Raw genomic sequence first — 25,671 nt, 5'->3', positions numbered from 1 at the left:
CGCGCTATACGCGCCGCGGCTGCCCTTGCCAAGGGGGCTGGCGCCTGTTCAGGTGATGCAAGCCCAAGAGGAGCGCACCATGTCCGACCAGATGCAGCACATCACCCTCGCCAGCCGTCCCGAAGGGGCGCCGACGCCTGCCAATTTCAGCCTTGAAACCGCGCCCTTTCCGACACCGGGTGCGGGCGAAGTGCTGGTACGGGTCCATTACATGTCGCTTGATCCCTACATGCGCGGGCGCATGGACGACAGCAAATCCTATGCGGCTGCAGTGCCGATCGGGGGCACCATGGAAGGCGGCGGTGTGGGCGAGGTGATCGCCTCCAATTCGGACCGGTTCAAACCGGGCGACGTCGCAATGGGGTCGTTCGGCTGGGCCACTCATGCGGTGGCTGACGCGCGTATGTGCCGCAGGATCGACCCCGACGCGGTCCCGATCACCACCTGCCTCGGCGTGCTGGGCATGCCCGGCTTTACCGGCTGGTACGCGCTGCACGAGATCGGCAAGCCAAAGGCAGGTGAAACGCTAGTTGTGGCCGCCGCCACCGGCCCGGTGGGTTCCATGGTCGGACAACTGGCAAAATCGCTGGGGCTGCGCACCGTGGGCATCGCTGGCGGGGCGGACAAATGTGCGCTGGCGCGTGATACGTTCGGCTTTGACGCCTGCCTTGATCACCGCGCCTACCCGGATGCGCGGTCCTTGCGCAAAGCACTGGCCGAGGCCACGCCCGATGGCATCGACATCTACTTCGAAAATGTTGGCGGCAAGGTGCTTGAGGCGGTGATCCCGCTCATGAACACCCATGGGCGCATCCCGCTCTGCGGCATGATCTCGTGGTACAATGCGGGCGGTCTTGGCGCGGGGGCAGAGGCTGCGATGTCCGTCCCGGCCCTGTGGCGCACCATTCTTGTGCAACACCTCGCGGTGCAGGGCTTCATTATCTCCAACCACTGGGACCGCATGCCTGACTTCCTTGCTGATGTGGCCCCGAGAGTTGTCAGCGGCGAGATCAAGGTGGTCGAGGAGATCGCCGAAGGGCTGGAGAATGCGCCGGCGGCCTTTATCGGCCTGTTGGAAGGGCGCAACAGGGGCAAGCAACTGGTGAAGCTAGCCTAGGTCGCAATCACGCAGTTGACCGCGACCGGTGGCAAGGATTGCTTTTCAAGGAAAAGCGATCAGCCACACAGTCGAACCAAAAAGCGCACGGAAATGGGTCGGCGGGCGGGCGCATTTGCCGTAGGCAAACAGAGCCGTCCGACACCCTCACGCACTCTGCAACTTGCGCGCCTCGACCCGTGCCAACTCAATCAGCTTCTGCATATATGGCTTGTCGCGCTCATCACTGCGCACCGCCGCATAAAGGCGCCGCGTAAGACCATGCTCGGTTAGGGGTCGGGTCACATAATCGCTGGAATACTTCACCTCTCGCACCACCCAATCGGGCAGCACGGACACCCCCCGGTTCGAGGCCACAAGCAACAAAATGACAGCCGTCAACTCCGCCTGCCGGACAGCAGCAGGCTCCACCTTGGCCGGGATCAACAATTGGCTGAACACATCCAGCCGCGTGCGCTCCACCGGATAGGTGATCAGGGTCTCACCGCGAAAATCCGCCGCCTCCACGAAAGGTTTCTGCGCCAGAGGATGCGTGCTGGCCGCCACAAAAACCGGCGCGTAATCAAAGAGTTCCACGAACTCCACCCCCGCCAGATCCTCGGGATCAGAGGACACAACCAGATCAACCTCTTCCTTCATCAGCGCAGGCAGCGCGTCAAAGGCGAGACCGGGGCGAATGTCCACATCTACATCTGGCCAGGCACGGCGAAACTGCTCAAGCACCGGGAACAGCCACTCGAAACAGGCATGGCACTCAATCGCGATATGCAACCGTCCCGATGACCCGTCCCGCAGACCTGTGAACTCGGCCTGCAGCGCCTCGACCTGCGGCAGCACCTGCTCGGCCAGCCGCAACAGGCGCAATCCGGCGGCGGACAGTTTCAGCGGTTTGGAGCGGCGGACAAACAGCTCCACCCCGGCCTGATCCTCCAAACCCTTCACCTGATGGCTGAGGGCGGACTGGGTGATGTGCAGCTGATCCGCGGCCCGGGCCAGCCCACCCGCTTCGTGAATCGCCTTGATCGTGCGCAGGTGGCGAAACTCAATATGCATGCGCGCCTCATGTTTATGATGAATGTTATGAATTTGCTTCAAGATACCGCGCAGCGCATAGTCATTGCAACCTCATAAGGAACCCGTGCCATGACCGCCCTGTCGTTTGAGACCTTCCCCCCGAAGTCGCTGAATGCCTCCTTTCACCTGTGGGATACGGTCAAAACGCTTGCCCCGCTTGATCCGCGCTTTGTCTCTGTCACCTATGGCGCAGGCGGATCGACCCGCGAATTGACGCAAGAATCGGCGCAAACCTTACGCAAGACCTCCGGTCTGCGCGTCGCCGCGCACCTGACCTGCACCGGCCAAAGCCGGGCAGACGTGTTGCGCGTGGCCGAGCGCTACAAGAAATCCGGAATCACCGACATCGTCGCCCTGCGCGGGGACGCCATTGATGGCGGCACGTTCGAACCCCACGCAGACGGGTTCACCAACAGCGTCGAGCTGATCGAAGCGCTTGCAGAGGCGGGCGGCTTCAACATCCGCGTCGGCGCCTATCCCGACAGCCATCCCGACGCGGCCTCAATGGCGCAGAACATCGACTGGCTGAAGGCCAAGATCGACGCGGGCGCTTCCGAGGCGATCACCCAGTTCTTTTTCGAGGCGGACACTTTCCTGCGGTTCCGCGATGCCTGCGCCGATGCCGGGATCACAGCGCCGATCACGCCGGGTATCCTGCCCATCGCCAACTGGGCCAGCGCCCAAAAGTTCGCAAAGCGGTGCGGCACACCTATTCCTGCCGTCATCGCCAGCGAATTCGACCGGGCCACGCGCCACGGCCACGCCGACCTTTATGCGCTGACCCATTGCAGCGACCTGTGCGACACGCTGATCGAAGAAGGGGTCGATGCACTGCATTTCTATACGCTCAACCGCCCCGAGCTGACGTTGCAAGTCTGCCGCGCCTTGGGGCTGGTGCCTGCGGCCAACATCCGCAACGTCGCGTGATCACCCGTTTCTTCTGACCGGAAATACCACGGGGGTGAGGCCAAAGGCCGAGGGGGCTGGCCCCCTCCGAGGGTGACACAACAGCACTAGACCGATCAGTCTAATTGACATAGTCTCCAAGCATAACACCGCCGGAGACGCCCATGCCCATCGCCAATTCGCTCGACGACCTGCTTGATATGGATGCGCTCCTGTCCATGTCCGGCCTCGACTTCATGCAAGGCATGGCGGCCGGCAAACTGCCCGGACCACCGATTTCGCAGACCATGGGCTACACTGTGCACAGCGTCGAGGACGGGCGCGTGACCTTTCGCGGTACGCCGGAATTTAATGTCACCAACCCGATGGGCACGGTGCATGGGGGCTGGTACGGCACGCTGCTCGACAGTGCGATGGCCTGTGCTGTGATGACCAAAGTGCCCGCCGGGTCGGTCTACACAACGCTCGAATACAAGATAAACATCACCCGCGCGATCCCGCTGGGGACAGAGATCGACTGCATCGGCATCATCGATCATGCAGGCCGCTCCACCGGCGTTGCGTCAGGTGAAATCCGCGGGGTGAAGGATGGCAAACTCTATGCCACCGGCTCGACCACCTGCATCATCATGAAACTGCGCTGAGGGACGGTGGGTGGGGCGTCTTTGAGCATCGCTCAAAGCGCGTCAGCCCCCCGACCCCGCCATCCCGACAAGCGCTCGGTCCAGCCTTTCGGCGGCGGGGCGTGCGAAACGGAAGGGTGCACACGCTCGGACGGATCAAGACCGACTTTGCGCGGCTTGCGGGTGATGAACCAGCGCCCAAAGCCGCTGAAGGTCCCGACCGAGGGTGCCGTGGCGTCCTGCGGAAAACCCTCGGCCCACCCGTCGGGCAGTGGCAACCCGCAGCCCTCGGCCTGTTCCAGCATCCACACCAGCGGAATGTTGGACAAGGGGCGGGATGCGTCATAGCCGGACAGGTGCCCGCCCACGTCACCATGTGTCCCACGAAACCACATCTGCACCAGATGGCCGTCCCAATCGTCGCGGGTGTCCCACATCACCGGCGCATAGGCGACGCGGGTTTCGTTGCGGGCCAGCGCGTGAAACCCGTGTTTGACCGACTTGCCCAGCGCGTGGTTGTGAAAGGCGTGGCGCGGCGCGCTCAGACGCCAGAGATAGGGCATGTTCAGCCCCAGCGATTTGACCGTATCCCACGCCCCGATCATCTCGATCTCGATCTCGGCGTGGCAATTGTTGCGGGCAAAGATGCGGGCCGCGTCACCGCCGGGGGAACACTCATAATGGCGATAAACGTCGCGAATGTTACGCTCGGTCGCGGCATCGGCGCGCAGCAAACCCACCCGGTCGATGATCCCGGCCAGCGAACGCACCGCATAGGCCCCCCGCGAATACCCAAAAAAGAAGATCCGATCACCCGGGCGATACCGCGATGCAAGATAGCCATAGGCGCGCCGGATCTGGCGGTTGATGCCCCGGCCGAACAGAACGTCGCCCGCCCGGCGCCATTCCGACCACTGCAGACCCGGTTCGTAATAGAGGGACACCTCATTGCCGACCTCGCCGAGCAGCTTGGCCAGCAAACCGGCATTGGTCTCGTCGCCGGGATCAAGGCTCGACATGGTGCCGTCGATGATGATGACGTGGATGGTGCGGCCCCGCGTCGGCGGGTCCACCTGGGCCGTTCCTGCGCCAAACCGGCCTTTCAGCCAGCCTGCAACAGTCCTATTCAGCCGCGATAACATCATCCTTCAACAGTTCCCATACTTTCAGCGGTGTGAACGGCATGTCCGCCTGCCGCACGCCGCGATCCCAAAGTGCATCCTGCACCGCGTTGGACACGGCGGCCAATGCGCCGACCGTCCCGGCCTCGCCGCAGCCCTTCATCCCCATGATGTTAGCCGTGGACGGCACCGGTTCTGACGTGAAACCAATCATGGGTACGTCAGCGGCACGCGGCAAGGCGTAGTCCATGAAACTTGCCGTGAGCAATTGGCCATCCTCGTCAAAGATCACGTGCTCGGTCAGTGCCTGCCCGATGCCCTGCACAACCCCGCCATGCACCTGACCTTCGGCCAGCAGCGGGTTGATAAGATTGCCGAAATCATCAACGACAGTATAGCGGTCGCACGTGGTCACGCCAGTATCGGGATCGATCACGACCTCGGCAACGTGACAGCCATTGGGGAAACTGCGCGCCTCAAGCGTGACGCGGCGTTCGTGAACCAAGAGGTCCTCGCGGCCCTTCTCACGGGCCATGTCGGCCACGTCCAGCATGGTCGGGCTCATGTTCGACCCTTCGGCCCGGAACACTTCGTCGTCAAAGGACACTTCGCTCGCAGGCACGCCCATCTCTTCGGCAAGGAAGGCACTGAACGCCTCTGTCATCGCGCCAACCGTGGCGAGCGTCGCGTTATTCTGCACCGTGACCGAGCGCGACCCGCCCGTGCCGCCGCCCACCTTGATCCGGTCGGAATCGCCTTGGACAACGTCAATCAGATCGACCGGAATGCCGGTCTGATCACTCAGGAACTGCGCATAGACCGTCTCGTGGCCCTGCCCGTTGGATTGTGTGCCCACGTAGATATTCACGCGACCCTCATCGGTGTATTCAACCTTTGCTGACTCCGAAGGATCACCCAAAATACTTTCGATATAGTAACACAGCCCCATGCCCCGCAGCAGACCCTTGTCCGCATCTCGCGCCCGACGCGCGGCAAAGCCGGGAATGTCGGCCTCGACCTCGGCGCGGGACAGTACCTTGTCAAAATCGCCCACGTCATAGGTTTCGCCTGTTGCCGCGGCATAAGGAAACTGGTGGGGCTTGATAAAGTTGATGCGCCGCAACTCGAGCGGGTCCACACCCAATTCGCGCGCCGCGCGGTCCATGGCCCGCTCAAGGATATAGATCGCCTCGGGCCGCCCGGCCCCGCGATAGGCATCAACCTGTGTGGTGTTCGTGTAATAGCCGACCGAGCGCAGATAGGTCGTCTGCACGTCATAGACCCCCATCAGCACCCGTGAAAACAGTTGCGTCTGAATGGCTTGGGCAAATTGCGAGTTGTAGGCGCCCATATTGGCCTCGTTAAAGACGCGGTAACCGATGATCTTGTGGTTCTCGTCAAAGGCCAGTTCGGTCAGCGAGGTCAGATCACGCCCGGCATTGTCGCTCAGCATCGCCTCGGTCCGTTCGGACATCCAGCGCACCGGGCGCTTGAGATCGCGCGCGGCATGGGCCAGCACGAAATATTCAGGGTACATCATCCCCTTCATGCCGAACCCGCCGCCGGTGTCGGGGTTGGTCACGCGGATGGTGTCGGGATCGACATCCAGCGCCTTGGCCAGTTGCCCTTTTGGCCCCCAGACCCCCTGCCCGTTGATGGCAACATGCAACCGTTCGCCTTCCATCTCGGCATAGCAACCGCGCGGCTCCATCGAGTTCACGATGATCCGGTTGTCCCCCACATCAAGGCTGACCACCCGAGCAGCAGAGGCAAAGGCCGCATCGGTCGCGTCCTTGTCGCCCATGTGCCAGTCATAGGCCATGTTGTCCGGCGCCTCGTCGTGCAGGGTCTCGCCGCCTGCGATCATGTCCATCTTGGCGGGCAGGTCGTCATAGTCGAGCATGATCAATTCCGCCGCGTCACGGGCCTGGGTCAGCGTGTCGGCCACAATCACTGCAATCGGCTCCCCGACAAAGCGCAGGCGGGTGCGGGCAAGGATGGGCCGTTCGGGCGCAGCGCCCTCGCTGCCATCGCGGTTTTTCATCGTCGCGCCCTGCATGCCGACATTCATACCCGCAGCTTCCAGATCGGCGAGGGTGTAGACGGCGTGCACGCCTTCGGCTGCCCTGGCGTCGCTGACATCCAGTTCGGTGATGCTGGCATGCGCCACGGGAGAGCGAAAAACAAAGCACTGCAAGGCGTTCGCAGGTGCGATATCGTCCACGTAACGCCCTTCTCCCGTCAGGAACCGCATATCTTCGCGGCGGGTGACGGGTTGGCTTTTTCCGAATTTGTCCATGGGGGCGCTCCTGCATTCGATGCGGCATCAGTCTGGGGCGAACCTAGCGGATGCGGCCCCCGTGTCCAGAGCCAGCAGTGACTAGGATTTGCCCACGGACGGCACGGTTGCGGCGGCATTGCGCGGGCCAACATCGCCGACCCACCACATATGGCCCTTGGCGCCACGAAAAACTTCGATTTTCGTACCCGGCGGGTAAGGCGCAAAGGTGGCCTCGCGCCCTGCCGTAAGGCTGCTGCCGGTGGTGAAGTCGCTGTTCGTCCATTGCAGTTGATAAGACCGCCCGTTCTTGTGCTTGATCTCGCGAATGCCTGTCACCGTGACCCATTGCGAGGCTCCGAACTTGCGCGCCCGGATCGCATCGACGGCGCGCCCGCCCTTCCACCACAGAGCGGCAAGTGTTGCGATGCCAAGAGCCAGCGACAACCAGCGCATCATCTTGCCCGAGGCCAGCGTCGATCCGATCTCGAACTCGACTGTCTCGGGCTTCTCAGGCAGGTAGCGCACGCGGCGCGTTGATCCGATGTCAGAGGCTTCATACACACGCTTGAGCACCTTGCGCCGCTTCTCCATCACCCTGCCTTGCGCATCGTAACGGACCGTCAGGTAATAGTCCGTTTCCCAACGATCATCGCGGCGCACACGCTTTTCAGCGCGATCCAGAACCTCTCCGCTCACCTCGACCCCGCGCGAGGCAAAGGCGAGGCCCTTGCGCAATTCCGCCATGCTGATCAGTGACATCACCACCGTGAATATCGCCAGGAACAGCGGCAACATGCCCCCTGTCCGCCACAACATGCGCCAAAAGCCCGGCGCGGGCCCGTTTGTCAGATCGCTCATGCGCGCAAGGCTAGCCCAGCACCGCGCATCCCAAAACCCCCCTTTCCTTCGCCCCGCCCCCCCGCTATCTCACGGCCCAGCAGACAAAGGGGGCCACGCATCATGGCACTGGAAAAATTCGACGCAGCCGAAGTCGAGGCACGCATCTACGCCGGTTGGGAGGCGCGGGGCTGTTTCGCGGCCGGAGCCAATGCCCGCACGGATGCAGCCAGCTATTGCGTGATGATCCCGCCCCCCAACGTCACCGGCGTGCTGCACATGGGCCATGCCTTTAACAACACGCTGCAGGACATCCTTGTGCGCTGGCACCGGATGCGCGGGTTCGACACGCTCTGGCAGCCCGGCACCGATCATGCCGGGATTGCGACCCAGATGGTGGTCGAACGGCGTCTGGCCGAGCAGCAACAACCCTCGCGCACCGAGCTGGGCCGCGAGGCTTTCACCGCCAAGATTTGGGAATGGAAAGCGGAATCCGGCGGCACGATCGTCTCCCAGCTCAAGCGGCTGGGGGCCAGTTGCGACTGGTCGCGCGAGGCCTTCACAATGTCCGGCGCACCCGGCGCGCCTGCAGACGTGGCCCAGGGCAATTTCCATGACGCGGTGATCAAAGTGTTCATCGAGATGTACAATCAGGGCCTGATCTATCGCGGCAAGCGGTTGGTCAACTGGGACCCGCATTTCGAAACCGCGATTTCCGACCTCGAGGTGGAAAACATCGAAGTGGCCGGGCACATGTGGCACTTCAAATACCCGCTGGCGGGGGGCGAAACATACACCTACGAGGAGAAGGACGAGGACGGAAACGTCGTTCTGTCCGAGACGCGCGACTATATCTCGATTGCCACAACGCGGCCTGAAACCATGCTCGGCGACGGCGCAGTGGCTGTTCACCCATCAGATGAACGTTACGCGCCAATCATCGGAAAACTCTGCGAGATTCCTGTTGGGCCGAAAGAGCACCGCCGCCTGATCCCGATCATCACGGATGAATATCCGGACAAGGATTTTGGCTCGGGCGCAGTCAAGATCACCGGCGCACATGACTTTAACGACTACCAGGTGGCCAAGCGCGGCAACATCCCGATGTACAACCTGATGGACACGCGCGGCGCCATGCGTGCCGACGGAAAGCCCTACGCCGAAGAGGCGGCAGTCGCCCAGAAAATCGCCGCCCGAGAGCAGGCGTTCGACGAGGCGATGATCGCCCTGATGAACCTTGTTCCGGACGAGTATCGCGGCCTTGACCGGTTCGAAGCGCGCAAACGGGTTGTGGCCGAAATCACCGCCGAAGGGCTCGCTGTGATGGAAGCGGTCATCTCGACGGACGCGGACGGCAACGACGTCACCGAGAGCCGACCCTTCGTGGAATCCAAACCGATCATGCAACCCTTCGGTGACCGCTCCAAAGTGGTGATCGAGCCCCTGCTGACCGATCAATGGTTCGTGGACACCGACAAGATCGTCGGCCCGGCCCTTGATGCAGTGCGCGATGGTGATGTGAAAATCATCCCCGAGTCCGGCGAAAAGACCTATTTCCACTGGCTCGAAAACATCGAACCCTGGTGCATCTCGCGCCAGCTGTGGTGGGGCCACCAGATCCCCGTCTGGTACGGGCCCAGCGTGACCCACACAGTCAACGACGATGGCACCGAATCCGACGAATGGGACATCACCAAGCCGGTGCATTTCTGTGCCGCAACCCATGACGAGGCCCTTGGGCTGGCGGGCCAGTACTACGGCACCACCGGCGCGCAGGGCTTCCTTGTCGATACCGAGGCGCAGACCCCACAAGAGGCGATCAGCCTGCCCTATCAGGAAGATGGCCAGCCCGTGCGGCTGTGGCGCGATCCGGATGTGCTGGATACATGGTTTTCCTCTGGTCTCTGGCCCATCGGCACGCTGGGCTGGCCCGAGGATACGGATGCGCTCAAACGCTACTTCCCCACCTCTGATCTGATCACCGGGCAGGATATCCTGTTCTTCTGGGTGGCGCGGATGATGATGATGCAACTGGCCGTGGTCGGTCAGGTGCCCTTTGACACCGTTTATCTGCATGGCCTCGTGCGCGACGCCAAGGGCAAGAAGATGTCCAAATCGACTGGCAACGTGATCGACCCGCTCGATCTGATCGAGGAATACGGGGCCGACGCGCTGCGCTTTACCAATGCGGCCATGGCCTCGCTGGGAGGCGCGCTGAAACTCGACACCCAGCGTATCGCAGGCTACCGCAACTTCGGCACCAAGCTCTGGAACGCGGCCAGCTACGGCGACATGCGTGGCACCTTTGAAGTGCCCCACACGGACGCGGTGCCCGACACTGCCCACCCGCTCAACCGCTGGATCAAGGGCGAGATTGCCAAAACCCGCGAGGTTGTCGATGCCGCCCTTGCCGACTACCGCTTCAACGATGCGGCAAACGCGCTTTATGCGTTCACCTGGAACACATTCTGCGACTGGTATCTGGAATTCACCAAGCCGATCTTTGACGAAGGCACACCGGAGGAAATCGCGGAAACCAAGGCGACCTATGCCTGGGCGCTCGATCAATGCCTGATCCTGCTGCATCCCATCATGCCCTTCATCACCGAAGAGCTTTGGGGCAAAAAAGACCGGCCCAAGCCGTTGATCCACGCCGACTGGCCCGACTACACCACCGATCTGGTGGACGCCGCAGCGGACGCCGAACTCAACTGGGTGATCCGCCTGATCGAAAGCATCCGCTCGGCCCGCGCGCAGATGCATGTGCCTGTAGGGGCCTATGTGCCGCTGGTGGTCAAAGGGTTCGAGGACACCGCCAAAGCCGCCTATGGGCGCAACGAGACGCTGATCAAACGCTTTGCCCGGTTGGAATCGCTGAGCGAAGTTGATGATTTCCCAAAAGGCACCGTCGCGCTGGCCATCTCCGGCGGTACATTCGGCCTGCCACTGGCCGATGTGATCGATGTCGGCGCGGAAATCGCGCGGCTTGAAAAGACGCTGGGCAAGCTTGCCAAGGAACTCGGCGGCCTGCGTGGACGGCTCAAGAACCCGAAATTCGCCGAAAGCGCTCCCGAAGAGGTGGTCGAAGAAACCAAACAAAACCTCGCCTTGCGCGAAGAAGAAGAAGCCAAACTGAACGAGGCGCTGAACCGTCTCAAGGAACTGGGCTAAAACCTGCACGGGCATGCCATGGAGTACTAGGCGCAGGACACCTGCACCTTACGGATATCCCGCACTCATGCTATACTGGGCCTATGTCACGCAGCTTCAGATCTCTCGTGGAACGCCAGATTGCCAAAACCCAGGCCGAGGGTGGCCTGTCCGATCTGGAAGGCGCAGGCAAACCCCTGCCCGAGCGACCCACAGGCCAAGACGCAGGCGAGGCCGCGGCAATGGGGATGATGGCCGAGGCCGGTGTGCTGCCCGAAGAGTTTGACCTCAAAAAGCAACTGCTCGCGGCCCGCGCCCAGTTCAACACCCTGACCGACCCGGCCGCACGCAAGGCACAAAGTGCGAAGATCGCGGAGCTTGAGCTGCGTTACAATATCGCCCGCGAGGCGCGCAAACGTTTCTTCGGCTGACGAAACCGCGCCGCCATGCGGTCCTCAACTTCTCTGTTTTAAAAAAATCCCGGGGTGGCCGAAGGCCAGGGGCAGAGCCCCTTCATAAAATCGCGTCGCCGTCAGGCGGCCTTTGGATCAAAACGCCCTTAGCCTGCAAACTTCGGTGCGCGTTTCTGGAAGGTTGCCGCGACCACTTCCATCTGATCCGGCTTGCCGATCAGCTCTGCCTGCACCCGGCTTTCCTCCAGCAACACCTCATCCGTCCCGTGTGTTTCACTGAACGCAATCAGCCCCTTGGCCGCACGCAGGGCAGAGGGGGATTTCAACACAAGACCTTCCGCCAATTCCATGGCCGCGGCCAGCGGATCATCAGCGATTTCGGTGACCAGCCCCCATGCCTCGGCTTGTGCTGCCTCAACCGGTGTGGCCGTGTAGGTCAAACGCCGCAACACGTCGCTGCGCACCAGACGCGGCAACAGCACCATGCCGCCCATGTCCGGCACGATGCCCCATTTCATCTCCATCACCGCCAGTTTCGCATCTAGTGCGGCAATGCGAATATCACCGCCAAGGGCCAGTTGCAGGCCCGCACCATAACAGACGCCGTGGATTGCCACGATCACCGGCATGGGGCAGCGGGTCCAGACCATCGCCACTTCCTGCCATTGGTTCGTTGTGCCCTCGCCGTGGGTGCGGGGCATCAGCAAATCCTGCGGATCCTTGCCAATCATTGCGCCAAGACCAGCAATATCGATACCTGCACAAAACCCCTTGCCCTCGCCCGAGATCACACAGACCCGCGCGTCGCTGGCCGCGACCTCGTTGCCTGCCGCGATGACCGCGTCGATCATGGCCTGATCGACGGCATTTATCTTGTCACTGCGCGTCAGGCGCACATGGGCGATGTGACTGTCATAGGTGACGGTGACGCGGGTGGGGTCGATCATCGGGCAACGCTCCTGCTGTTTGGGCCACCCAAGCCCATCCCGCGCGCCCGCGCCAGCGAAACCTCGCGGCACCGCGCGCTTCAGGGTACGAAGGTGTCGATGGCGCGCATCATGCGCAACCCCTTGTCATAAACCAGCCGCAGCACATGCCGCCCGCCGCCCGTGCGCAAGGTCAGGCCGGGGACAGCCCGAACCGTGCTTGCCGCTGCCGCCGTGGCGAGAAAGCCGCGTCGTGTCATCCTGGCCATATGTCATGCCCTCCAGTTGCGAACGATTCTCATATAGGGGCGACGGGCGCGATCTCCAAATCCTTGCCCCGGCGCGACCTGCGCGCTAGGCCTGCTTGCATGACCGATTTTCGCTTTACCCCGCTCGCCGCCAGCCTGCCCTCGACCGTGCCTTTTGTCGGTCCCGAAGCGCAGGAACGCGCCCGAAACGCCGCCTTTGTCGCCCGCCTTGGGGCCAACGAAAACAACTTTGGCCCCTCCCCGCGCGCGCTGGAGGCGATGGCGGCGGCGGACATGTGGAACTATGGCGATCCCGAAAGCTTTGAGCTGCGCGCCGCGCTGGCGAGCCATCTGCAGGTCTCGCCTGGCAATATCATGGTGGGCGAAGGGATCGATGGATTGCTCGGTTATCTCGTGCGCCTGTTCATTGGCCCCGGCGATCACGTGGTGACATCTGATGGGGCCTATCCAACCTTCAACTACCACGTCGCAGGATTTGGCGGCATGCTGCACAAGGTGCCCTATCGCGACGATCACGAAGACCCAGCAGCGCTCTTTGCCAAGGCGCGCGAAACGGGTGCCAAGCTGGTCTATCTGGCCAATCCCGACAATCCGATGGGCACGTGGCATGACGGCCCCACCCTGCTGCGCGCGCTTGAGGATCTGCCCGAGGGCTGCCTGCTGGTGCTGGACGAGGCTTATGTGGAATGCGCGCCCGCGGGCACGGCGCCTGACATCGAACCAGACGATCCGCGCGTGATCCGTTTACGCACCTTTTCAAAGGTTTACGGCATGGCTGGCGCGCGGGTGGGCTATGCCATCGGGGCCGCTGCGCTGATTGATGCGTTCAACAAGGTGCGCAACCATTTTGGGATGAACCGCGCCGCACAAGCCGGGGCGCTGGCAGCGTTGGCCGATCAGGATCACCTGACCTGGGTGCTGAGCCGGATCGAGGTCTCCCGCGCCCGGATCGCACAAATTGCCCGCGACAACGGGCTGATACCGCTGCGCTCAGCCACAAACTTTGTTGCAATTGACTGCGGGTGTGACGGGACCTTGGCCAAAGCCATCCTTGATGGCCTGATTGCGCGCGGCATTTTCGTGCGTATGCCCTTTGCCGCCCCACAAAACCGCTGCATCCGCATCAGTTGCGGCACGGACATCGATCTGGACGCATTGGCGGACGCCCTGCCGGGTGCGATCAAGGATGCGCGAGGGGGCTGACAGCAGAAATCGCTGCACTATAATTTAACCCGTCTGCTTTATGTCCGAGGCCATTATGGACAACAAACCCGTGGGTCGCGCGCCCAACTACACAACTGCCTGCATCGCCATGTTCGGTGTGAATATCACGTGGGTTCTCGTATTGATCTGGGCGATTTGGGGCCTGATCGCGGCGATGTTGTTGGCCATTGGCGTCAACCACCTGATGGAACGCGCACGAGTCTGGGCCGCGGCCCGTCAGGCCGCGTCGATCCGGCGGGGCAAGCAGATTTGAAACCGGATTGGGGGCTCTGCCCCCGTCCTGCGGACTCCCCCGGGATTTTTGAAATCAGAGAAGAGGACGTGCGCGCTATTGTCGGTGCGTCAGCCCTCACTGATCACCTTCGCTGCCGCCTCAAGCGCACCGGACCCGTGCGGGATGTCGAGCGCACGGAGGCCCGCTTCGATCCCGCCCAGCAGACCCATGATCATGTGCCCGTTCACATGGCCCATATGGCCAAGCCGGAAGAACCCGTGCCAGGCCGGGTCACCCGGCGCCGCCATACCAAGGCCAATACCTAGGGTAAGCCCGATATTCTGCTCGACCCAGTCGCGCAGGGCCGTGCCGTTGGGCGCACCGATGCGCAGGGCGGTCACAGCACAGCTTCGATCGGCTGGATCGGCGACGTTCAGCTCGAGCGGGCCAGCCTGCCCCCATGCATCGCAGGCGGCCCAGATGGCGCGGGCCAGCAGGGCGTGACGCTTCCACACCGCCTCCACCCCCTCACCGTGCAGCATGTCGAGCGCGGCGCGCAGGCCGTAGAGGTGATGGGTCGGCGCAGTGCCGTTCCAGTACATGTAGAACTCTTCGGGATTGGCGCGCGGTTGCCAATCCCAATAGCAGCTGACGCGGGGCATCGCTGTGCGCACGGCCGCGGCCTTGGCATTAAAAAAGACGAAACACATGCCCGGCGGCACCATCAGCCCTTTCTGGCATCCCGCGACCATCACATCGACGCCCCAGGCGTCCATCTCGAACACATCACAGCCCAGAGAGGCGATGCAATCGGCCATCAACAGGGCCGGATGTTCGACAGCGTCCAGTGTCGCGCGCAGGGCGGCAATGTCGTTGCGGATCGAGGTCGAGGTGTCCACATGCACGGCCAGTACAGCCTTGATCTTGTGTGCCTTGTCGGCGCGCAGGGTCTCGGCGATGCGGTCCATGTCCATGGGCGCGCGCTTGCCGAAATCGAGGGTTTCGACCTCGGCGCCGAGACCGGCGGCCATCTCGCCCCAACCGATGCCGAACCGGCCCGTTGCGGGCACCAGCACCGTATCTCCGGGCTGAATGGTGTTGGCCAATGCGGCCTCCCAAGCTGCGTGGCCATTGCCGATATACATCGCCACATCGCCCTGCGTGCGGGCGACCGCCTTGAGGTCGGGCACAAGGCTTGCCGTCAGATCGATCAATTCGCCCGCATAGATATTGGGCGCGGCCCGGTGCATGGCGCGCAGCACCGCGTCGGGGATCACCGAAGGGCCCGGAATGGCAAGATAATCGCGGCCAAAGCTGGCAATGGGGGTCGTGGGCATGAACGTCTCCGGCGGGTTGGGCTGTCGCGGACCCTAGCGTGCCGCCGCGCGGCGTCAATCACCCTCAATGCTTGCCCCGCACTGACGCGCAAGCTACACCTTTCCCTCAAGGTTAACCATTGGAGCGCGGCACCCGCCGCTCGAACGCCACGCGTGACTTCTCCTGACACTCCAGAAAAACCCAGCGCTGCCTCCGGGCCGCTGCTCAAATGGCTTTGGCACAGCTATTTAAAGCAGCACACCGGCATCATGATGATCGCCATCTTTTTCATGCTGATCGAAGGATCCATGCTGGGCGCGCTCAGCTACATGATGCAGCCCATGTTCGACAATGTGTTCGTGCAGGGCGAAGGCGACATGCTGATCTGGGTGGGGCTGTTCGTGATCGCGATCTTCGTGATCCGCGCGAGCTCGTCGGTGGTGCAAAAGCTGCTTTTGACGCGGGTTGCGCTTAAAACCGGGGCGGCGCTGCGCATGGACCTGCTGGACCGGATCATGTTGCAGGACGGCGCATTTCACCAGACCCACCCGCCCGGCTTTCTGATCCAGCGGGTGCAGGGGGATGTCGGCGCGGTTGGTGATGTCTGGCGCGCCATCATCACAGGGGCCGGGCGCGATTTTCTGGGGCTTTTGGTGCTTTTGGGGGTCGCAATCAGTGTCGATCCGATCTGGGCGCTGCTGGCTTGCGTCGGGATCCCTGTTCTGGTGCTGCCTGCGGCCACCGCACAACGATATGTCCGCCGCCAGGCTGGCAAGTCACGCGATCTGGGCGCGCATCTCGCAACCCGGCTGGACGAAGTGTTCCATGGCATCGTGCAGGTCAAGCTGAACGCGCTGGAACGCTATCAGGCCCGCCAGTACCGGTCGCTGACCAACCGGTTCGTCAAGACCGAGATCAAAACCGCCTTTGGTGGGGCCGCGATCCCCGCGATGATCGATATCATCTCGGGCGTGGGGTTCATGGCTGTCATCCTCTATGGCGGGTCCGAGATCATCTCGGGCGAAAAGACCATCGGCCAGTTCATGACCTTCTTCACCGCCATGGGCTTTGCCTTTGACCCGATGCGCCGCCTGGGCGCCATTTCGGGGCTGTGGCAGACGGCGGCGGCCTCTATCGAACGGGTCAAGGAACTGTTGGACGCGCCACTTGCCCTCTCCTCGCCCGCAAATCCGGCCAAACCGCCGATCGGCGTGCCCGAAATCAAACTTGAGAATGTGTCGCTGTCCTATGGCGATACGCGGGTGCTGAAAGACGTGTCGCTGGTGGCCCGCCCCGGTGAAACCACGGCTCTTGTTGGGGCCTCGGGGGCAGGGAAATCGTCGATCTTCAACCTGCTGACCCGCCTTGTGGACGCACAGGACGGCACCGTGCGCGTCGGCGGCGTCGCCATCAAGGACATGGACCTCGAGGACCTGCGCGGCATCTATTCGGTGGTCACCCAGGAGGCGCTGCTGTTTGACGAAACCCTGCGCGAGAACATTCTGCTCGGCCATGACGACACCTCCGAAGAGGCGTTGAAAGCCGCCCTTGTTGCCGCCCACGTCACCGACTTTCTGGACAAGCTGCCAAACGGGCTCGACACCCATGTGGGCCCGCGCGGATCAGCCCTGTCCGGTGGCCAGCGCCAGCGTGTGGTGATCGCGCGCGCGCTGTTGCGCGACACCCCGGTGCTGTTGCTGGACGAGGCGACCTCGGCCCTTGATGCGCAATCCGAAAAGGTGGTGCAGGACGCGCTGGATCGGCTGTCGGCGGGACGCACGACACTTGTGATCGCACACCGGTTGTCGACCATTCAGGGGGCGGACAAGATCATCGTGATGGACCGCGGCGAGGTCAAGGACACCGGCACCCACGAAGAGTTGCTGGAGCGTGGCGGCATCTATGCCGATCTTTACCGTTTGCAGTTCCGTGACGGAAAAACCGTGATCGACGGGGTGCGCGCCCGCGCATTGGGAAAGACCAATATGGGCGAGACAACCTCAGGCCACGGCCTGCTGGCCCGCATCCGCGCGCGTTTCATCGGGTAAGGCCCTGCCCTAACGCCGGTACTGACGCGCCAGCGTTGTGACATCCGCGCCTGCAAAATACCGCAGCAAGGTCCACAGATTGCGCGCGCCACGCCGCACCCACCCCTGACGGCGATACTTGGCCGCACTTGTGACGGCAACCGCATCGAGCGCCACCAATTGGCCCCTGAGGCTGCGCGCCATGGCGACGTCCTCCATCAAGGGAATGTCGCGGTACCCGTCCACATGGGAATAGAGCGCGCGCGGGATCAGCAGGCCCTGATCGCCGTAAGGCAGCCCAAAGAGGCGCGCGCGCAGATTGGCCCAGGCCGCAACCACGCGCCCGCCCCGATCAAAGCGCAACTGGAAATACCCCGCCTTACGGGTGCCGAGATGCGCCCCAACCGCCGCCGTCCAGCCCGGTGACAGCACCGTGTCGGCATGGAGCACCAGGAACCAGCCCGCCCTGCCCTGTGCACAGCCGCGCCGCAGCTGCCCACCGCGTGAGGCGGGACCCGTCACGATATGTGCGCCCCAGGCATCGGCTTGCGCCAGCGTGTCATCGACCGACCCGCCATCCGAAATGATCAACTCGGCAATCAGCCCGGCCTCGACGCCTTCCATCAGCGCACTCAGGCACGCAGGCAGGCTCTGGCCCGCATTCAGCGTCGGGATAATGACAGACAGTGGTGCAGGCACGCGCGCGCCCCCTTTTTCCGGTGCTTCAGCCTGTTATATGACTAGGGAGCAAAGTGAAAGGAACGCGCCTTGTCCGCACGCCATGTTTTCCGACTGTCGGGGACCGATACACGCAGTTTCCTGCAAGGGCTGGTGACCAATGACGTGGGCAAGATCGATGCGGGCTTGGTCTATGCCGCGCTGCTGACGCCGCAGGGCAAGTATCTGGCCGACTTTTTCCTCGCAGCGGACGGCGAGGATGTGTTGCTGGACGCCGATGCCGATCAAGCGGACATGCTGCGCACGCGGCTGGGGATGTACAAGCTGCGCGCTGATGTGGCGATTGCGGATGCCGGTCTGTTTGTGCATCGCGGGACCGGGCCCTGCCCGGAGGATGGGGCGATGGACCCGCGCCATGAGGCGCTTGGCTGGCGGGCCTATCGCGATCATCCGCAGGTCGAGGACGAAGTTGACTGGACCGCATTGCGGGTCGCACATCTGATCCCTGAGGCCGGGGTCGAATTGACCCCTGACACCTTCATCCTCGAGGCCGGGTTTGAGGCGCTCAATGGTGTGGACTTCCGCAAGGGCTGCTATGTCGGTCAGGAAGTGACCGCGCGGATGAAGCACAAGACAACCCTGCGCAAAGGCCTCGCACAGGTGAGCGTGTCCGGGGACGCAGCACCAGGCACGCCGATCATGGCGGGTGACAAAGTGGCAGGCACGCTGCTGAGCCGAACCGACGCGCAGGCCATCGCTTACCTGCGCTTTGACAGGGCGGGCGACGCGATGACAGCGGGAGATGCGGCAGTGTCATGGGGCGGCGACGGAACCTGAGACAGTTTCCGTTTCAAAACCCGTATCGGCTTATGGCCTCCTCAGACGTCAGGCGCGTTCGGAATATTCCATGGTTTCGGTGTTGACCACAATGTCCTCGTCCTGTCCGACGAAGGGTGGCACCATCACCTTGAGGCCATTGTCCAGCGTCGCGGGCTTGAACGAGTTCGCCGCTGTCTGGCCTTTGACCACGGGTTCAGTCTCCACGATCTTGCAGACCACCTTTTGCGGCAGGGTCGCGTTCAGCGCTTCGGCCTCGTGAAATTCGACAACGATGGTCATGCCGTCCTGCAGGAACGGACGCCGTTCGCCGAGGATTTCGGAAGGAAGTTCGATCTGCTCGTAGGTGTCGGTGTCCATGAACACCAGCATCCCGTCATTTTCGTACAGGAACTGCTGATCCTTCTGCTCAAGACGCACACGCTCGACCTTGTCGGCGCTGCGAAAGCGTTCGTTCAGCTTGGAGCCGTTGCGCAGATTGCGCATCTCGACCTGGGCAAATGCCCCGCCCTTTCCGGGCTTTACGTGATCGACCTTGACCGCCGCCCACAGGCCGCCGTTGTGCTCAAGCACGTTTCCGGGGCGAATTTCGTTTCCGTTGATTTTAGGCATGTGGCGAAACCATGGCAAAAGGTTGATGAATGTTTGACGCACCCTATATCTCGGGTGTGGATGCCCTGCAAGGCAACCAAATGCGGTGCTGCACCTGCAGCAAGCCATGCAGAAAACGCAAGGGTGCCATGCAAATACAGGGTATCCGAATCGACTGATATAGGCCATAACGGGCGTCACGCCGAAAAACACAAGAGCAAGAAAAAAAGAAAGGACGACGAATGAAAGACTTCGTTGACGGCACAGCCTTTAACAACGAACAAGGCAACCGTGCACGTAAACTGTTTGCAGCCGTGGTGTTGGCAGCGCTTGATGACGCCATCGCGGATGACAAGAAATATGGCAATGGCCCAGAGCAAATCGCCCGCTGGGCACGTTCGCGCGACGGCCGCGAAGTGCTGAGCTGCGCCGGTATCGACCCCAACGAACGGGTTGTGACCGGTTTGATGGATTTTGTTGGCAAAGGTGTCCGCACTTCGGTCGCGCTGAGCCGCGAAGAATCCGAGCGTCGCAACGCGGCACAACAGGCCGAAGCCGCCTGATCTACCAAATCTCGCTGTTAAGGAAAACGCGCCCTTCTGCCGGGCGCGTTTTCTTTTGTCTGGCCTCTGGTCGTTTTCATTCGTGGCCAAGACGCCGGGCCACCCAAAGACCCGCGAAATCCACACCTTCACCGTGCCACGCGCGACCCCTGCCCTAGCTGTCGATAAAGAAAAACAGCCACTTACGAACAATCCAAAACTCGGCCAGCACCAGAATAGCCGTCAACACTGCCGCCCACAGCGGCACCCGACGCAACCACAGAACGACCGCACTGATCAGCGCCAGCCCTGCCTCAAACGGCGCCACCCAAAACGCGCCATGCGCACGGTCCCAATAGCTGATCGGGCTTTCGTAAACCCACGCGGAGGCAGGCCAGAAATGCGGCCGCCCGTCATCATGATGCAGCGGAAAATCAAGCGCGAGGTGCAGGAGTGCCGCGCTCGCCAGCGCAATTGCCCACGGCGCCTGCCGCCACAGCGCAAGGCCCAGCAGCAGCCCCCACAGCAGGAACGAATTGTCGATGGCAAAAACAGTCTGCCATTCGTCGGAATAGTAGAGCTCGTTAAAGACCCGGGACGGCGGAATCGCCATGACAAACAGGGCGGCGCCCGCCATCAGATAAAGCGACAAATCGGGAAGCAATGCGCCCGCAAACGCGCCAAGAACTATGGGTGTGTGGGCTGGACGGCCAAAAATGGCCGCTCCGATCAGCAGATGCGCAGGAGTATTCACTTGGCCCTGGGACGCACGGCACGCTTTGCGCCGGGCCTGCCCCGCCTCATTCCAGGTCTTGTGCGGCCAGCGCGCGATGGATTTCGCGGCGCACCAGTTTGCGCACGTTGCGCGTGATCCGCTCGCCCAGCGCGCCTTGCAACTCTTCGCGCACGATGTCGCTGATCAGTTCGCGCAGCGCATCCTCGTCCAGCACATCGTCATCCGATGCAAAGAGGGCGGATGCGACGGCGGCCGTTTCATCGACGCGGGGCGCTTCGGTTGCACTCTGGTCTTCGACGACCTCTTCGACTTCGACCGCTTCAACTTCGGCGACCTCAGGCTCCGAGGTTTCAGTTTCGACCGCTTCAACTTCGGGCGCGACCTCTTCGACTTCGGTCACCTCGAATGCGGCATCCGCCTCGGCCGTCTCGTTTTCCGCGACATCATCTTCTTCAACGTCGGCGTCTTCCCACTCCATCGCGGGTGGTTCCGTGCCCGCATAGGCATCGACGCCCGGATCGTCCGGTTCGAACTGATCGCGGCGCTCACCGACCAAAGTTTCCAATGCTTCGATCTTTTCACTCAGACTGCGCGGCATGGGGTCAGGCGTCTCAGCCTCGGCGGTGCTGCCCTCGTCCTCGTCCTCGTCCGGCGCGGCGGCGGCGTCTTCCACCTCTTCTGCCCAATCCTCGGGCACTTCGGCGTCTTGCACGTTTTCTTCCGCATTCACTGTTTCAAGCAGCCCGGCCTCGGTCAGAGCGGTGGCAACCAGTGCGGCGTCAACATCATCATTGCCTGTGTCGTCAGGCACGTCTGCATGTTCGTCGCTCAGATCTTCGACCACGCTCTCCGCATCGGCGTGCGCATCCGCTTGGACAGGTGGATCCAGCGGCTTGCTGAACCCTTCCGAGGACAGCGAGGCGATCAGATCGCTGTCATCCGCTGGCGTGTATCCCTGAACGCGAACGTCAATTTTCCCAGCCTCGTCAGCGGGTTCTTTCGAAAACGCCGATTGCGCAAATTGCGACAGCGTTTCTTCCTCTGCGTCAGCCTCGTCTTCGACGTCGGCCATCTCAGCCTCGGCCTCTTCGGGCGCGTTCGCCGGATCATCCTCTGGCACGCGCAGGGACGGCGTCAAAACCAGACGGTCACTTGGCGGTTGCTGGACGGGTGTGGAACCGGGCCGCGTGTTATCGGACACCAGGCGTCGAATAGACGCAAGAACGTCCTCCACATCAGTGTTGGTCATCGGATCAGACATTTTTTTTACCACTCTCAACCTCGATATGCAGTCTAGCCCGCACAAAAGAGTCGCACAACACTGTGGTGAAAACCTTAATCAGATGGTTGAAGGGATCGGATTACCCGATCGAGCTGTTGGCCTTGCTTTGAACGCTTGACCGGGCCTGACTTCACCAGGTTGTAATATGCGGCGGGGTCATAGATCTGCACCGGCAGGCCCAATCGCTGGGCTGTCAGCAGCCCCATCGATTCGAGAACCTGATAGGCGGCGATGTATTGATCGGCCTGCGCGGAAATCCGGTTGGTTTCGGCATCCAGCAGGTCCTGTTCGGCATCCAGAACATCCAGCGTGGTGCGGGCCCCCAATGTGGCCTCTTCGCGCACGCCCTGAAAGGCAACGCGGGCCGCCCGGATCTGGCGTTCCGAGGCCGAAAGGCTGGCGCGCGCAGCCACAAGGTTCGAAATCGCGTTCACCACGTCCTGCTGCACGTTATGGCGCACGTTGTGCAGGTTGCCACGCGCGGCATCGCGCACCGCCATGGCGCGGCGCTCACGGGCGCTCAACTCGCCCCCGCGATAGATCGGTCCGCCGACATTCACGCCAATCGAGCCGGTTTCCGAGCCCGAGCGGTCGCCGAGGTTTTCCTGCACACCAAGGGTGCCGCGCAGCGACACGGTGGGCAACGTATCCGCCACAGCCGCCGTGATCAGCAATTCGTTGGCTGCAACCTGACGGCGGGCCTGCTCCATCTCGGGATGCGAGCGGACGGCTACGCCCTGGGCGCTGGCAATGTCGGTGGTGGTACGTGGCAAGCTCGGCACGGCGGACAGACGTCCGGGTTTGCGGCCCGTCGCGTTGGCATATTCGGCCTGGGCCTGCACCAGGTCACGCTGGGCGTCGGCCAGGTTGCTGCGGGCCTGCGCCACGGCGGCCTCGGCCAGTGCCACGTCGGTGCGGGTCACCTCGCCGACTTCGAACCGGTCTTCGGAGGCGCGCAGTTCCTGTTGCAACAGGCGCAGGTTGTTCTGACGCAGGGCCACGAACTCCTGCTGGCGTCCGACGTTGAAAAACGCAACCGCCGCGCGCAGCAGCACGTTCTGTTCAATGGTCAAAAGCGAAGCGCGCGTGGCCAATACGGTTTCCTTGCTGGCCTCGATGCGTGCGGCATCCGCGCCGCCATCAAACAGCTGCAATGTCGCCTCAAGGCCCAAGGACGCGGTGGTCGATCCCGCGTCGCGCGTCACACCACCAGTGGCCAGAGACGTCGAATTGCCAAACTGACGGGTGAGATCGCCGGACCACGAAATGATCGGGCGCAGGACGGAGGCGGCGATCGCCACATCCTCGTCCGCCGCGCGCAACAGGGCGCGGTTCTGATCCAGCAGCCCACTGTGGCCATAGGCACCGACAAGGGCGTCAGCCAGCGTGTCGGCGAGGGCGGCAGGGGCACCAAGACCTGCAATGACAGCAAATACCGCCGCAGTCCGTCGCCACATGCCGCTTTGTCCTGTCTTGCTCATGGTGTCTGTCCCCTGTTGCATGGGTGGCCGCGTGGCACCGAAGTGATCTGTTCAGAACTGGAAGGCGTTGTGTTTTTCAAAGCCCGGCAGAATCGGCGCCCCTGCATTGAACGAGCGGCGCCAATGCATGCGTCCGTCCAGCTTGTAGCCGATGCGCACTTCGCCCAGGGCCCCGTCCATGAACAGGCAGGCAATCCGCCCGCCGTCTTTCAATTGGGCAAGGATCGCGTCGGGCAGATGGCTGACCCCGCCTTCGACCACGATGACATCATAGGGGCCATGATCCGGCGCGCCCTCGTTCAGGGGGCCCGTGTGCACGATCACATTGTCCATACCGGCCGACATCAGCCCCTCTTCGGCTTCGTGGGCCATGTCGCCGTCTTCTTCGAGGGCGACAACGGCGACAGCCATATGGGCAATGACGGCCGAGGAATAGCCATAGGCCGCGCCCACATCGAGCACCAACTCGTCCTGATCAATGTCCAGCGCATCCAGCATCTTGGCCAATGTGCGCGGCTCAAGCAGCACACGCCCGCCCCCAAGGCCGAGGTTCTCGCCCATATAGGCGGCCTCGCGTTTGGCGGCCGGAACAAAGTCTTCGCGCTTGACGGATAACATGGCGTCGATGATGGGAAATTTGGTCACATCCGACGGACGCACCTGGGTGTCGACCATCATTGTACGGCGGGCGGAAAAGTCGGTCATCGCTGCTAAACTCGTTCGTTCAGAATCCTGAACCCAGATGTGCCACATCCCGCGCCCCGGGGCAACGCGCGAGCGCACTGAATGCAGGCTTTGATCTACAGGCGCCCTTGCGCGCGATTATGAGATAAGCTATCGCAGCCCTCGCACCACGGCTGGCGAGTTGGCGGAGTGGTTACGCAGCGGATTGCAAATCCGTGTACACCGGTTCGATTCCGGTACTCGCCTCCATCTAATCTCAACGACAAATCCGATGCGCAGGCGGCCATCTACGCCCGACCCTAACCGCAATCCTCCCTCGTCAGGGTGCATAGACCAGTCGAAAACCGTGATGGGACGTCGAGCTGTCCGGTGACGTGCCACTGCGCGCCGCTATTCTGTAGCGAAAGCAATAGGATGCGTGGCATAGAAACGACCCGCCCTTGCTCAGCTTGAACCCGGCCTTGCCCGCATGAGCGGCCTGAACGGACTTTTTCAGCGAATGTACCTTGAACGGTTGCGACGTCCATTCCCACACATTTCCGACCATGTTGAACAGCCCATAACCGTTGGGCTCAAAAGATCGGGCCGGTGCGGTGCCGATATGGCCATCCAGGCCAAGGTCGGCCTGCGGGAACTGGCCTTGCCAGATATTGCAGGGGAAGTGGCCTGTATCATCGGGTGCGGCGTCCCCCCATGGGTAAGGCACGTCGCCAAGGCCGCCGCGCGCGGCGTGCTCCCATTCAACTTCGGTCGGCAGGCGCCCCCCGGCCCATTCGCCAAAGGCGCGCGCGTCATTCCAGGTGATGTGGGTGACCGGATGATCGGCCAGCACCGCGGCCTCTGATCCCGGCCCGTGCGGGCAACGCCAGTGGGTGCCATCGACCACGCGCCACCAAGGGGCTTCGGCCACGGCCCGGGTGGGCGGGGCATCATCGGGCAAGAAGTTCATGAAAACAAAGGAATCGCCGATCCGCTCGGCCTCGGTGACATAGCCGGTGTCATCCACAAAGGCCTGGAACCGTGCGTTTGTCACGGTGGTTGCATCCATCCGGAACGGTTTGATCTTCTTTCGCTGCAAAGGGCCTTCGCCATCCGCCACAAGGACGGGTGTGTTGGTCCCGACCAAGGCGGTGCCGCCGGGGATGTCCACGGTATCAGCGGGCGGCGCAGATCGGAGTGTGGTTGCAAAAGGCGAAAGCGCCGCATCGCGCGCCCGCGCGGGCAGACAACAGCCTTTGCCAGATGTTGCGGACGGTGTCTCGCTTGCCTCAGTCATGAAATCCTGTGCCGTGCCTGCCTGATCTGCCCGCACAACGTGACCCGCGCAGGGCCCGGATTGCA

At 62.4% G+C, this 25,671-nt stretch carries 24 protein-coding genes and 1 tRNA gene; 11 read left to right on the top strand and 14 right to left on the bottom strand.

What is annotated here, in order from left to right; all coding sequences use genetic code 11:
• The first annotated feature begins 79 nt into the window (after window positions 1-79).
• Complete coding sequence (locus Q1A89_RS05170; RefSeq protein ID WP_299724596.1) at window positions 80-1,117, top strand: NADP-dependent oxidoreductase; 1,038 nt, start codon at window positions 80-82, stop codon at window positions 1,115-1,117.
• A 147-nt stretch (window positions 1,118-1,264) separates the two neighbouring features.
• Here Q1A89_RS05170 and Q1A89_RS05165 read toward each other — a convergent pair whose 3' ends face one another.
• Window positions 1,265-2,170 (bottom strand): LysR family transcriptional regulator, encoded by a 906-nt coding sequence (locus Q1A89_RS05165; protein WP_299724593.1) that lies wholly within the window; start codon window positions 2,168-2,170, stop codon window positions 1,265-1,267.
• 90 nt (window positions 2,171-2,260) lie between these two features.
• Between Q1A89_RS05165 and metF the strand changes: the two genes are divergently transcribed.
• Together metF and Q1A89_RS05155 are read left to right on the top strand one after the other, a co-directional pair.
• The gene (metF, locus tag Q1A89_RS05160; RefSeq protein ID WP_299724591.1) at window positions 2,261-3,118 is read left to right on the top strand and encodes a methylenetetrahydrofolate reductase [NAD(P)H]; all 858 of its coding nucleotides are present in this window, start codon (window positions 2,261-2,263) and stop codon (window positions 3,116-3,118) included.
• 143 nt (window positions 3,119-3,261) lie between these two features.
• Window positions 3,262-3,741, top strand: coding sequence for a PaaI family thioesterase (locus Q1A89_RS05155; RefSeq protein ID WP_299724587.1), 480 nt, complete (start codon window positions 3,262-3,264; stop codon window positions 3,739-3,741).
• A 32-nt stretch (window positions 3,742-3,773) separates the two neighbouring features.
• On the opposite strand, the gene Q1A89_RS05150 is transcribed toward Q1A89_RS05155, so the two are convergent.
• The 3 genes from Q1A89_RS05150 to Q1A89_RS05140 form a co-directional block, all read right to left on the bottom strand.
• Window positions 3,774-4,865: a DUF2235 domain-containing protein gene (locus tag Q1A89_RS05150; RefSeq protein ID WP_299724585.1), complete on the bottom strand. Its 1,092-nt coding sequence runs from the start codon at window positions 4,863-4,865 to the stop codon at window positions 3,774-3,776.
• Window positions 4,843-7,140 (bottom strand): xanthine dehydrogenase family protein molybdopterin-binding subunit, encoded by a 2,298-nt coding sequence (locus Q1A89_RS05145; RefSeq protein ID WP_299724583.1) that lies wholly within the window; start codon window positions 7,138-7,140, stop codon window positions 4,843-4,845. The genes Q1A89_RS05150 and Q1A89_RS05145 overlap by 23 nt, the downstream gene beginning before the upstream one ends.
• Before the next feature lie 81 nt (window positions 7,141-7,221).
• A complete protein-coding gene (locus tag Q1A89_RS05140) occupies window positions 7,222-7,980 on the bottom strand; it encodes a DUF3592 domain-containing protein (protein WP_299724581.1) in 759 nt (252 codons plus the stop codon).
• Between the two features lie 102 nt (window positions 7,981-8,082).
• Here Q1A89_RS05140 and Q1A89_RS05135 point away from each other — a divergent pair, with 102 nt between their 5' ends.
• Window positions 8,083-11,130, top strand: a complete 3,048-nt coding sequence (locus Q1A89_RS05135; RefSeq protein ID WP_299724579.1) for a valine--tRNA ligase — start codon at window positions 8,083-8,085, stop codon at window positions 11,128-11,130.
• A gap of 107 nt (window positions 11,131-11,237) precedes the next feature.
• Window positions 11,238-11,540 carry a DnaJ family domain-containing protein gene (locus Q1A89_RS05130; protein ID WP_366524444.1) on the top strand — a complete coding sequence of 101 codons (303 nt, stop codon included), beginning with the start codon at window positions 11,238-11,240 and terminating at the stop codon, window positions 11,538-11,540.
• Window positions 11,541-11,668: 128 nt separating this feature from the next.
• On the opposite strand, the gene Q1A89_RS05125 is transcribed toward Q1A89_RS05130, so the two are convergent.
• Together Q1A89_RS05125 and Q1A89_RS05120 are read right to left on the bottom strand one after the other, a co-directional pair.
• Window positions 11,669-12,469, bottom strand: a complete 801-nt coding sequence (locus Q1A89_RS05125) for a crotonase/enoyl-CoA hydratase family protein (RefSeq protein WP_299724575.1) — start codon at window positions 12,467-12,469, stop codon at window positions 11,669-11,671.
• Between the two features lie 80 nt (window positions 12,470-12,549).
• Window positions 12,550-12,717, bottom strand: coding sequence for a Tat pathway signal protein (locus tag Q1A89_RS05120; RefSeq protein WP_299724572.1), 168 nt, complete (start codon window positions 12,715-12,717; stop codon window positions 12,550-12,552).
• Window positions 12,718-12,816: 99 nt separating this feature from the next.
• Between Q1A89_RS05120 and Q1A89_RS05115 the strand changes: the two genes are divergently transcribed.
• Entirely contained in the window at window positions 12,817-13,920 is a 1,104-nt protein-coding gene (locus tag Q1A89_RS05115; protein ID WP_299724570.1) for a pyridoxal phosphate-dependent aminotransferase, read from the top strand.
• A gap of 40 nt (window positions 13,921-13,960) precedes the next feature.
• The gene (locus tag Q1A89_RS05110; protein WP_299724568.1) at window positions 13,961-14,194 is read left to right on the top strand and encodes a hypothetical protein; all 234 of its coding nucleotides are present in this window, start codon (window positions 13,961-13,963) and stop codon (window positions 14,192-14,194) included.
• An 89-nt stretch (window positions 14,195-14,283) separates the two neighbouring features.
• Here Q1A89_RS05110 and Q1A89_RS05105 read toward each other — a convergent pair whose 3' ends face one another.
• Window positions 14,284-15,492, bottom strand: a complete 1,209-nt coding sequence (locus Q1A89_RS05105; protein WP_299724566.1) for an aminotransferase class V-fold PLP-dependent enzyme — start codon at window positions 15,490-15,492, stop codon at window positions 14,284-14,286.
• A 249-nt stretch (window positions 15,493-15,741) separates the two neighbouring features.
• Here Q1A89_RS05105 and Q1A89_RS05100 point away from each other — a divergent pair, with 249 nt between their 5' ends.
• Window positions 15,742-17,520: an ABC transporter ATP-binding protein gene (locus Q1A89_RS05100; protein ID WP_299724564.1), complete on the top strand. Its 1,779-nt coding sequence runs from the start codon at window positions 15,742-15,744 to the stop codon at window positions 17,518-17,520.
• A gap of 9 nt (window positions 17,521-17,529) precedes the next feature.
• Here the strand turns inward: Q1A89_RS05100 and Q1A89_RS05095 are convergent, their stop codons facing one another.
• The gene (locus Q1A89_RS05095; RefSeq protein ID WP_299724562.1) at window positions 17,530-18,198 is read right to left on the bottom strand and encodes a glycosyltransferase; all 669 of its coding nucleotides are present in this window, start codon (window positions 18,196-18,198) and stop codon (window positions 17,530-17,532) included.
• A gap of 69 nt (window positions 18,199-18,267) precedes the next feature.
• Here Q1A89_RS05095 and Q1A89_RS05090 point away from each other — a divergent pair, with 69 nt between their 5' ends.
• The gene (locus Q1A89_RS05090; RefSeq protein ID WP_299724560.1) at window positions 18,268-19,014 is read left to right on the top strand and encodes a folate-binding protein; all 747 of its coding nucleotides are present in this window, start codon (window positions 18,268-18,270) and stop codon (window positions 19,012-19,014) included.
• A 48-nt stretch (window positions 19,015-19,062) separates the two neighbouring features.
• On the opposite strand, the gene efp is transcribed toward Q1A89_RS05090, so the two are convergent.
• A complete protein-coding gene (gene efp, locus Q1A89_RS05085; RefSeq protein ID WP_299724558.1) occupies window positions 19,063-19,626 on the bottom strand; it encodes an elongation factor P in 564 nt (187 codons plus the stop codon).
• 221 nt (window positions 19,627-19,847) lie between these two features.
• On the opposite strand from efp, the gene Q1A89_RS05080 reads away from it, so the two are divergent.
• Window positions 19,848-20,168, top strand: coding sequence for a DUF6280 family protein (locus Q1A89_RS05080; RefSeq protein WP_008228933.1), 321 nt, complete (start codon window positions 19,848-19,850; stop codon window positions 20,166-20,168).
• Window positions 20,169-20,322: 154 nt separating this feature from the next.
• Here the strand turns inward: Q1A89_RS05080 and Q1A89_RS05075 are convergent, their stop codons facing one another.
• The 4 genes from Q1A89_RS05075 to Q1A89_RS05060 form a co-directional block, all read right to left on the bottom strand.
• On the bottom strand, window positions 20,323-20,901 hold the full coding sequence (locus Q1A89_RS05075) for a cobalamin biosynthesis protein CobQ (RefSeq protein WP_299724555.1): 579 nt from the start codon (window positions 20,899-20,901) through the stop codon (window positions 20,323-20,325).
• 46 nt (window positions 20,902-20,947) lie between these two features.
• Window positions 20,948-22,132: a hypothetical protein gene (locus Q1A89_RS05070; RefSeq protein WP_299724553.1), complete on the bottom strand. Its 1,185-nt coding sequence runs from the start codon at window positions 22,130-22,132 to the stop codon at window positions 20,948-20,950.
• An 86-nt stretch (window positions 22,133-22,218) separates the two neighbouring features.
• Complete coding sequence (locus tag Q1A89_RS05065) at window positions 22,219-23,646, bottom strand: TolC family outer membrane protein (RefSeq protein ID WP_299724551.1); 1,428 nt, start codon at window positions 23,644-23,646, stop codon at window positions 22,219-22,221.
• A gap of 51 nt (window positions 23,647-23,697) precedes the next feature.
• The gene (locus Q1A89_RS05060; RefSeq protein ID WP_299724549.1) at window positions 23,698-24,351 is read right to left on the bottom strand and encodes a protein-L-isoaspartate O-methyltransferase; all 654 of its coding nucleotides are present in this window, start codon (window positions 24,349-24,351) and stop codon (window positions 23,698-23,700) included.
• Window positions 24,352-24,505: 154 nt separating this feature from the next.
• On the opposite strand from Q1A89_RS05060, the gene Q1A89_RS05055 reads away from it, so the two are divergent.
• Window positions 24,506-24,579: transfer RNA gene (locus Q1A89_RS05055), tRNA-Cys, on the top strand.
• A gap of 70 nt (window positions 24,580-24,649) precedes the next feature.
• Here Q1A89_RS05055 and Q1A89_RS05050 read toward each other — a convergent pair.
• A complete protein-coding gene (locus tag Q1A89_RS05050; RefSeq protein ID WP_299724547.1) occupies window positions 24,650-25,606 on the bottom strand; it encodes a formylglycine-generating enzyme family protein in 957 nt (318 codons plus the stop codon).
• Window positions 25,607-25,671 lie beyond the last annotated feature (65 nt).

Origin of the sequence: uncultured Tateyamaria sp., assembly GCF_947503045.1 — a bacterium.
In the GTDB taxonomy this organism is placed as follows: Bacteria; Pseudomonadota; Alphaproteobacteria; order Rhodobacterales; family Rhodobacteraceae; genus Tateyamaria.
This window is presented reverse-complemented; position numbering and strand designations above follow the sequence as displayed.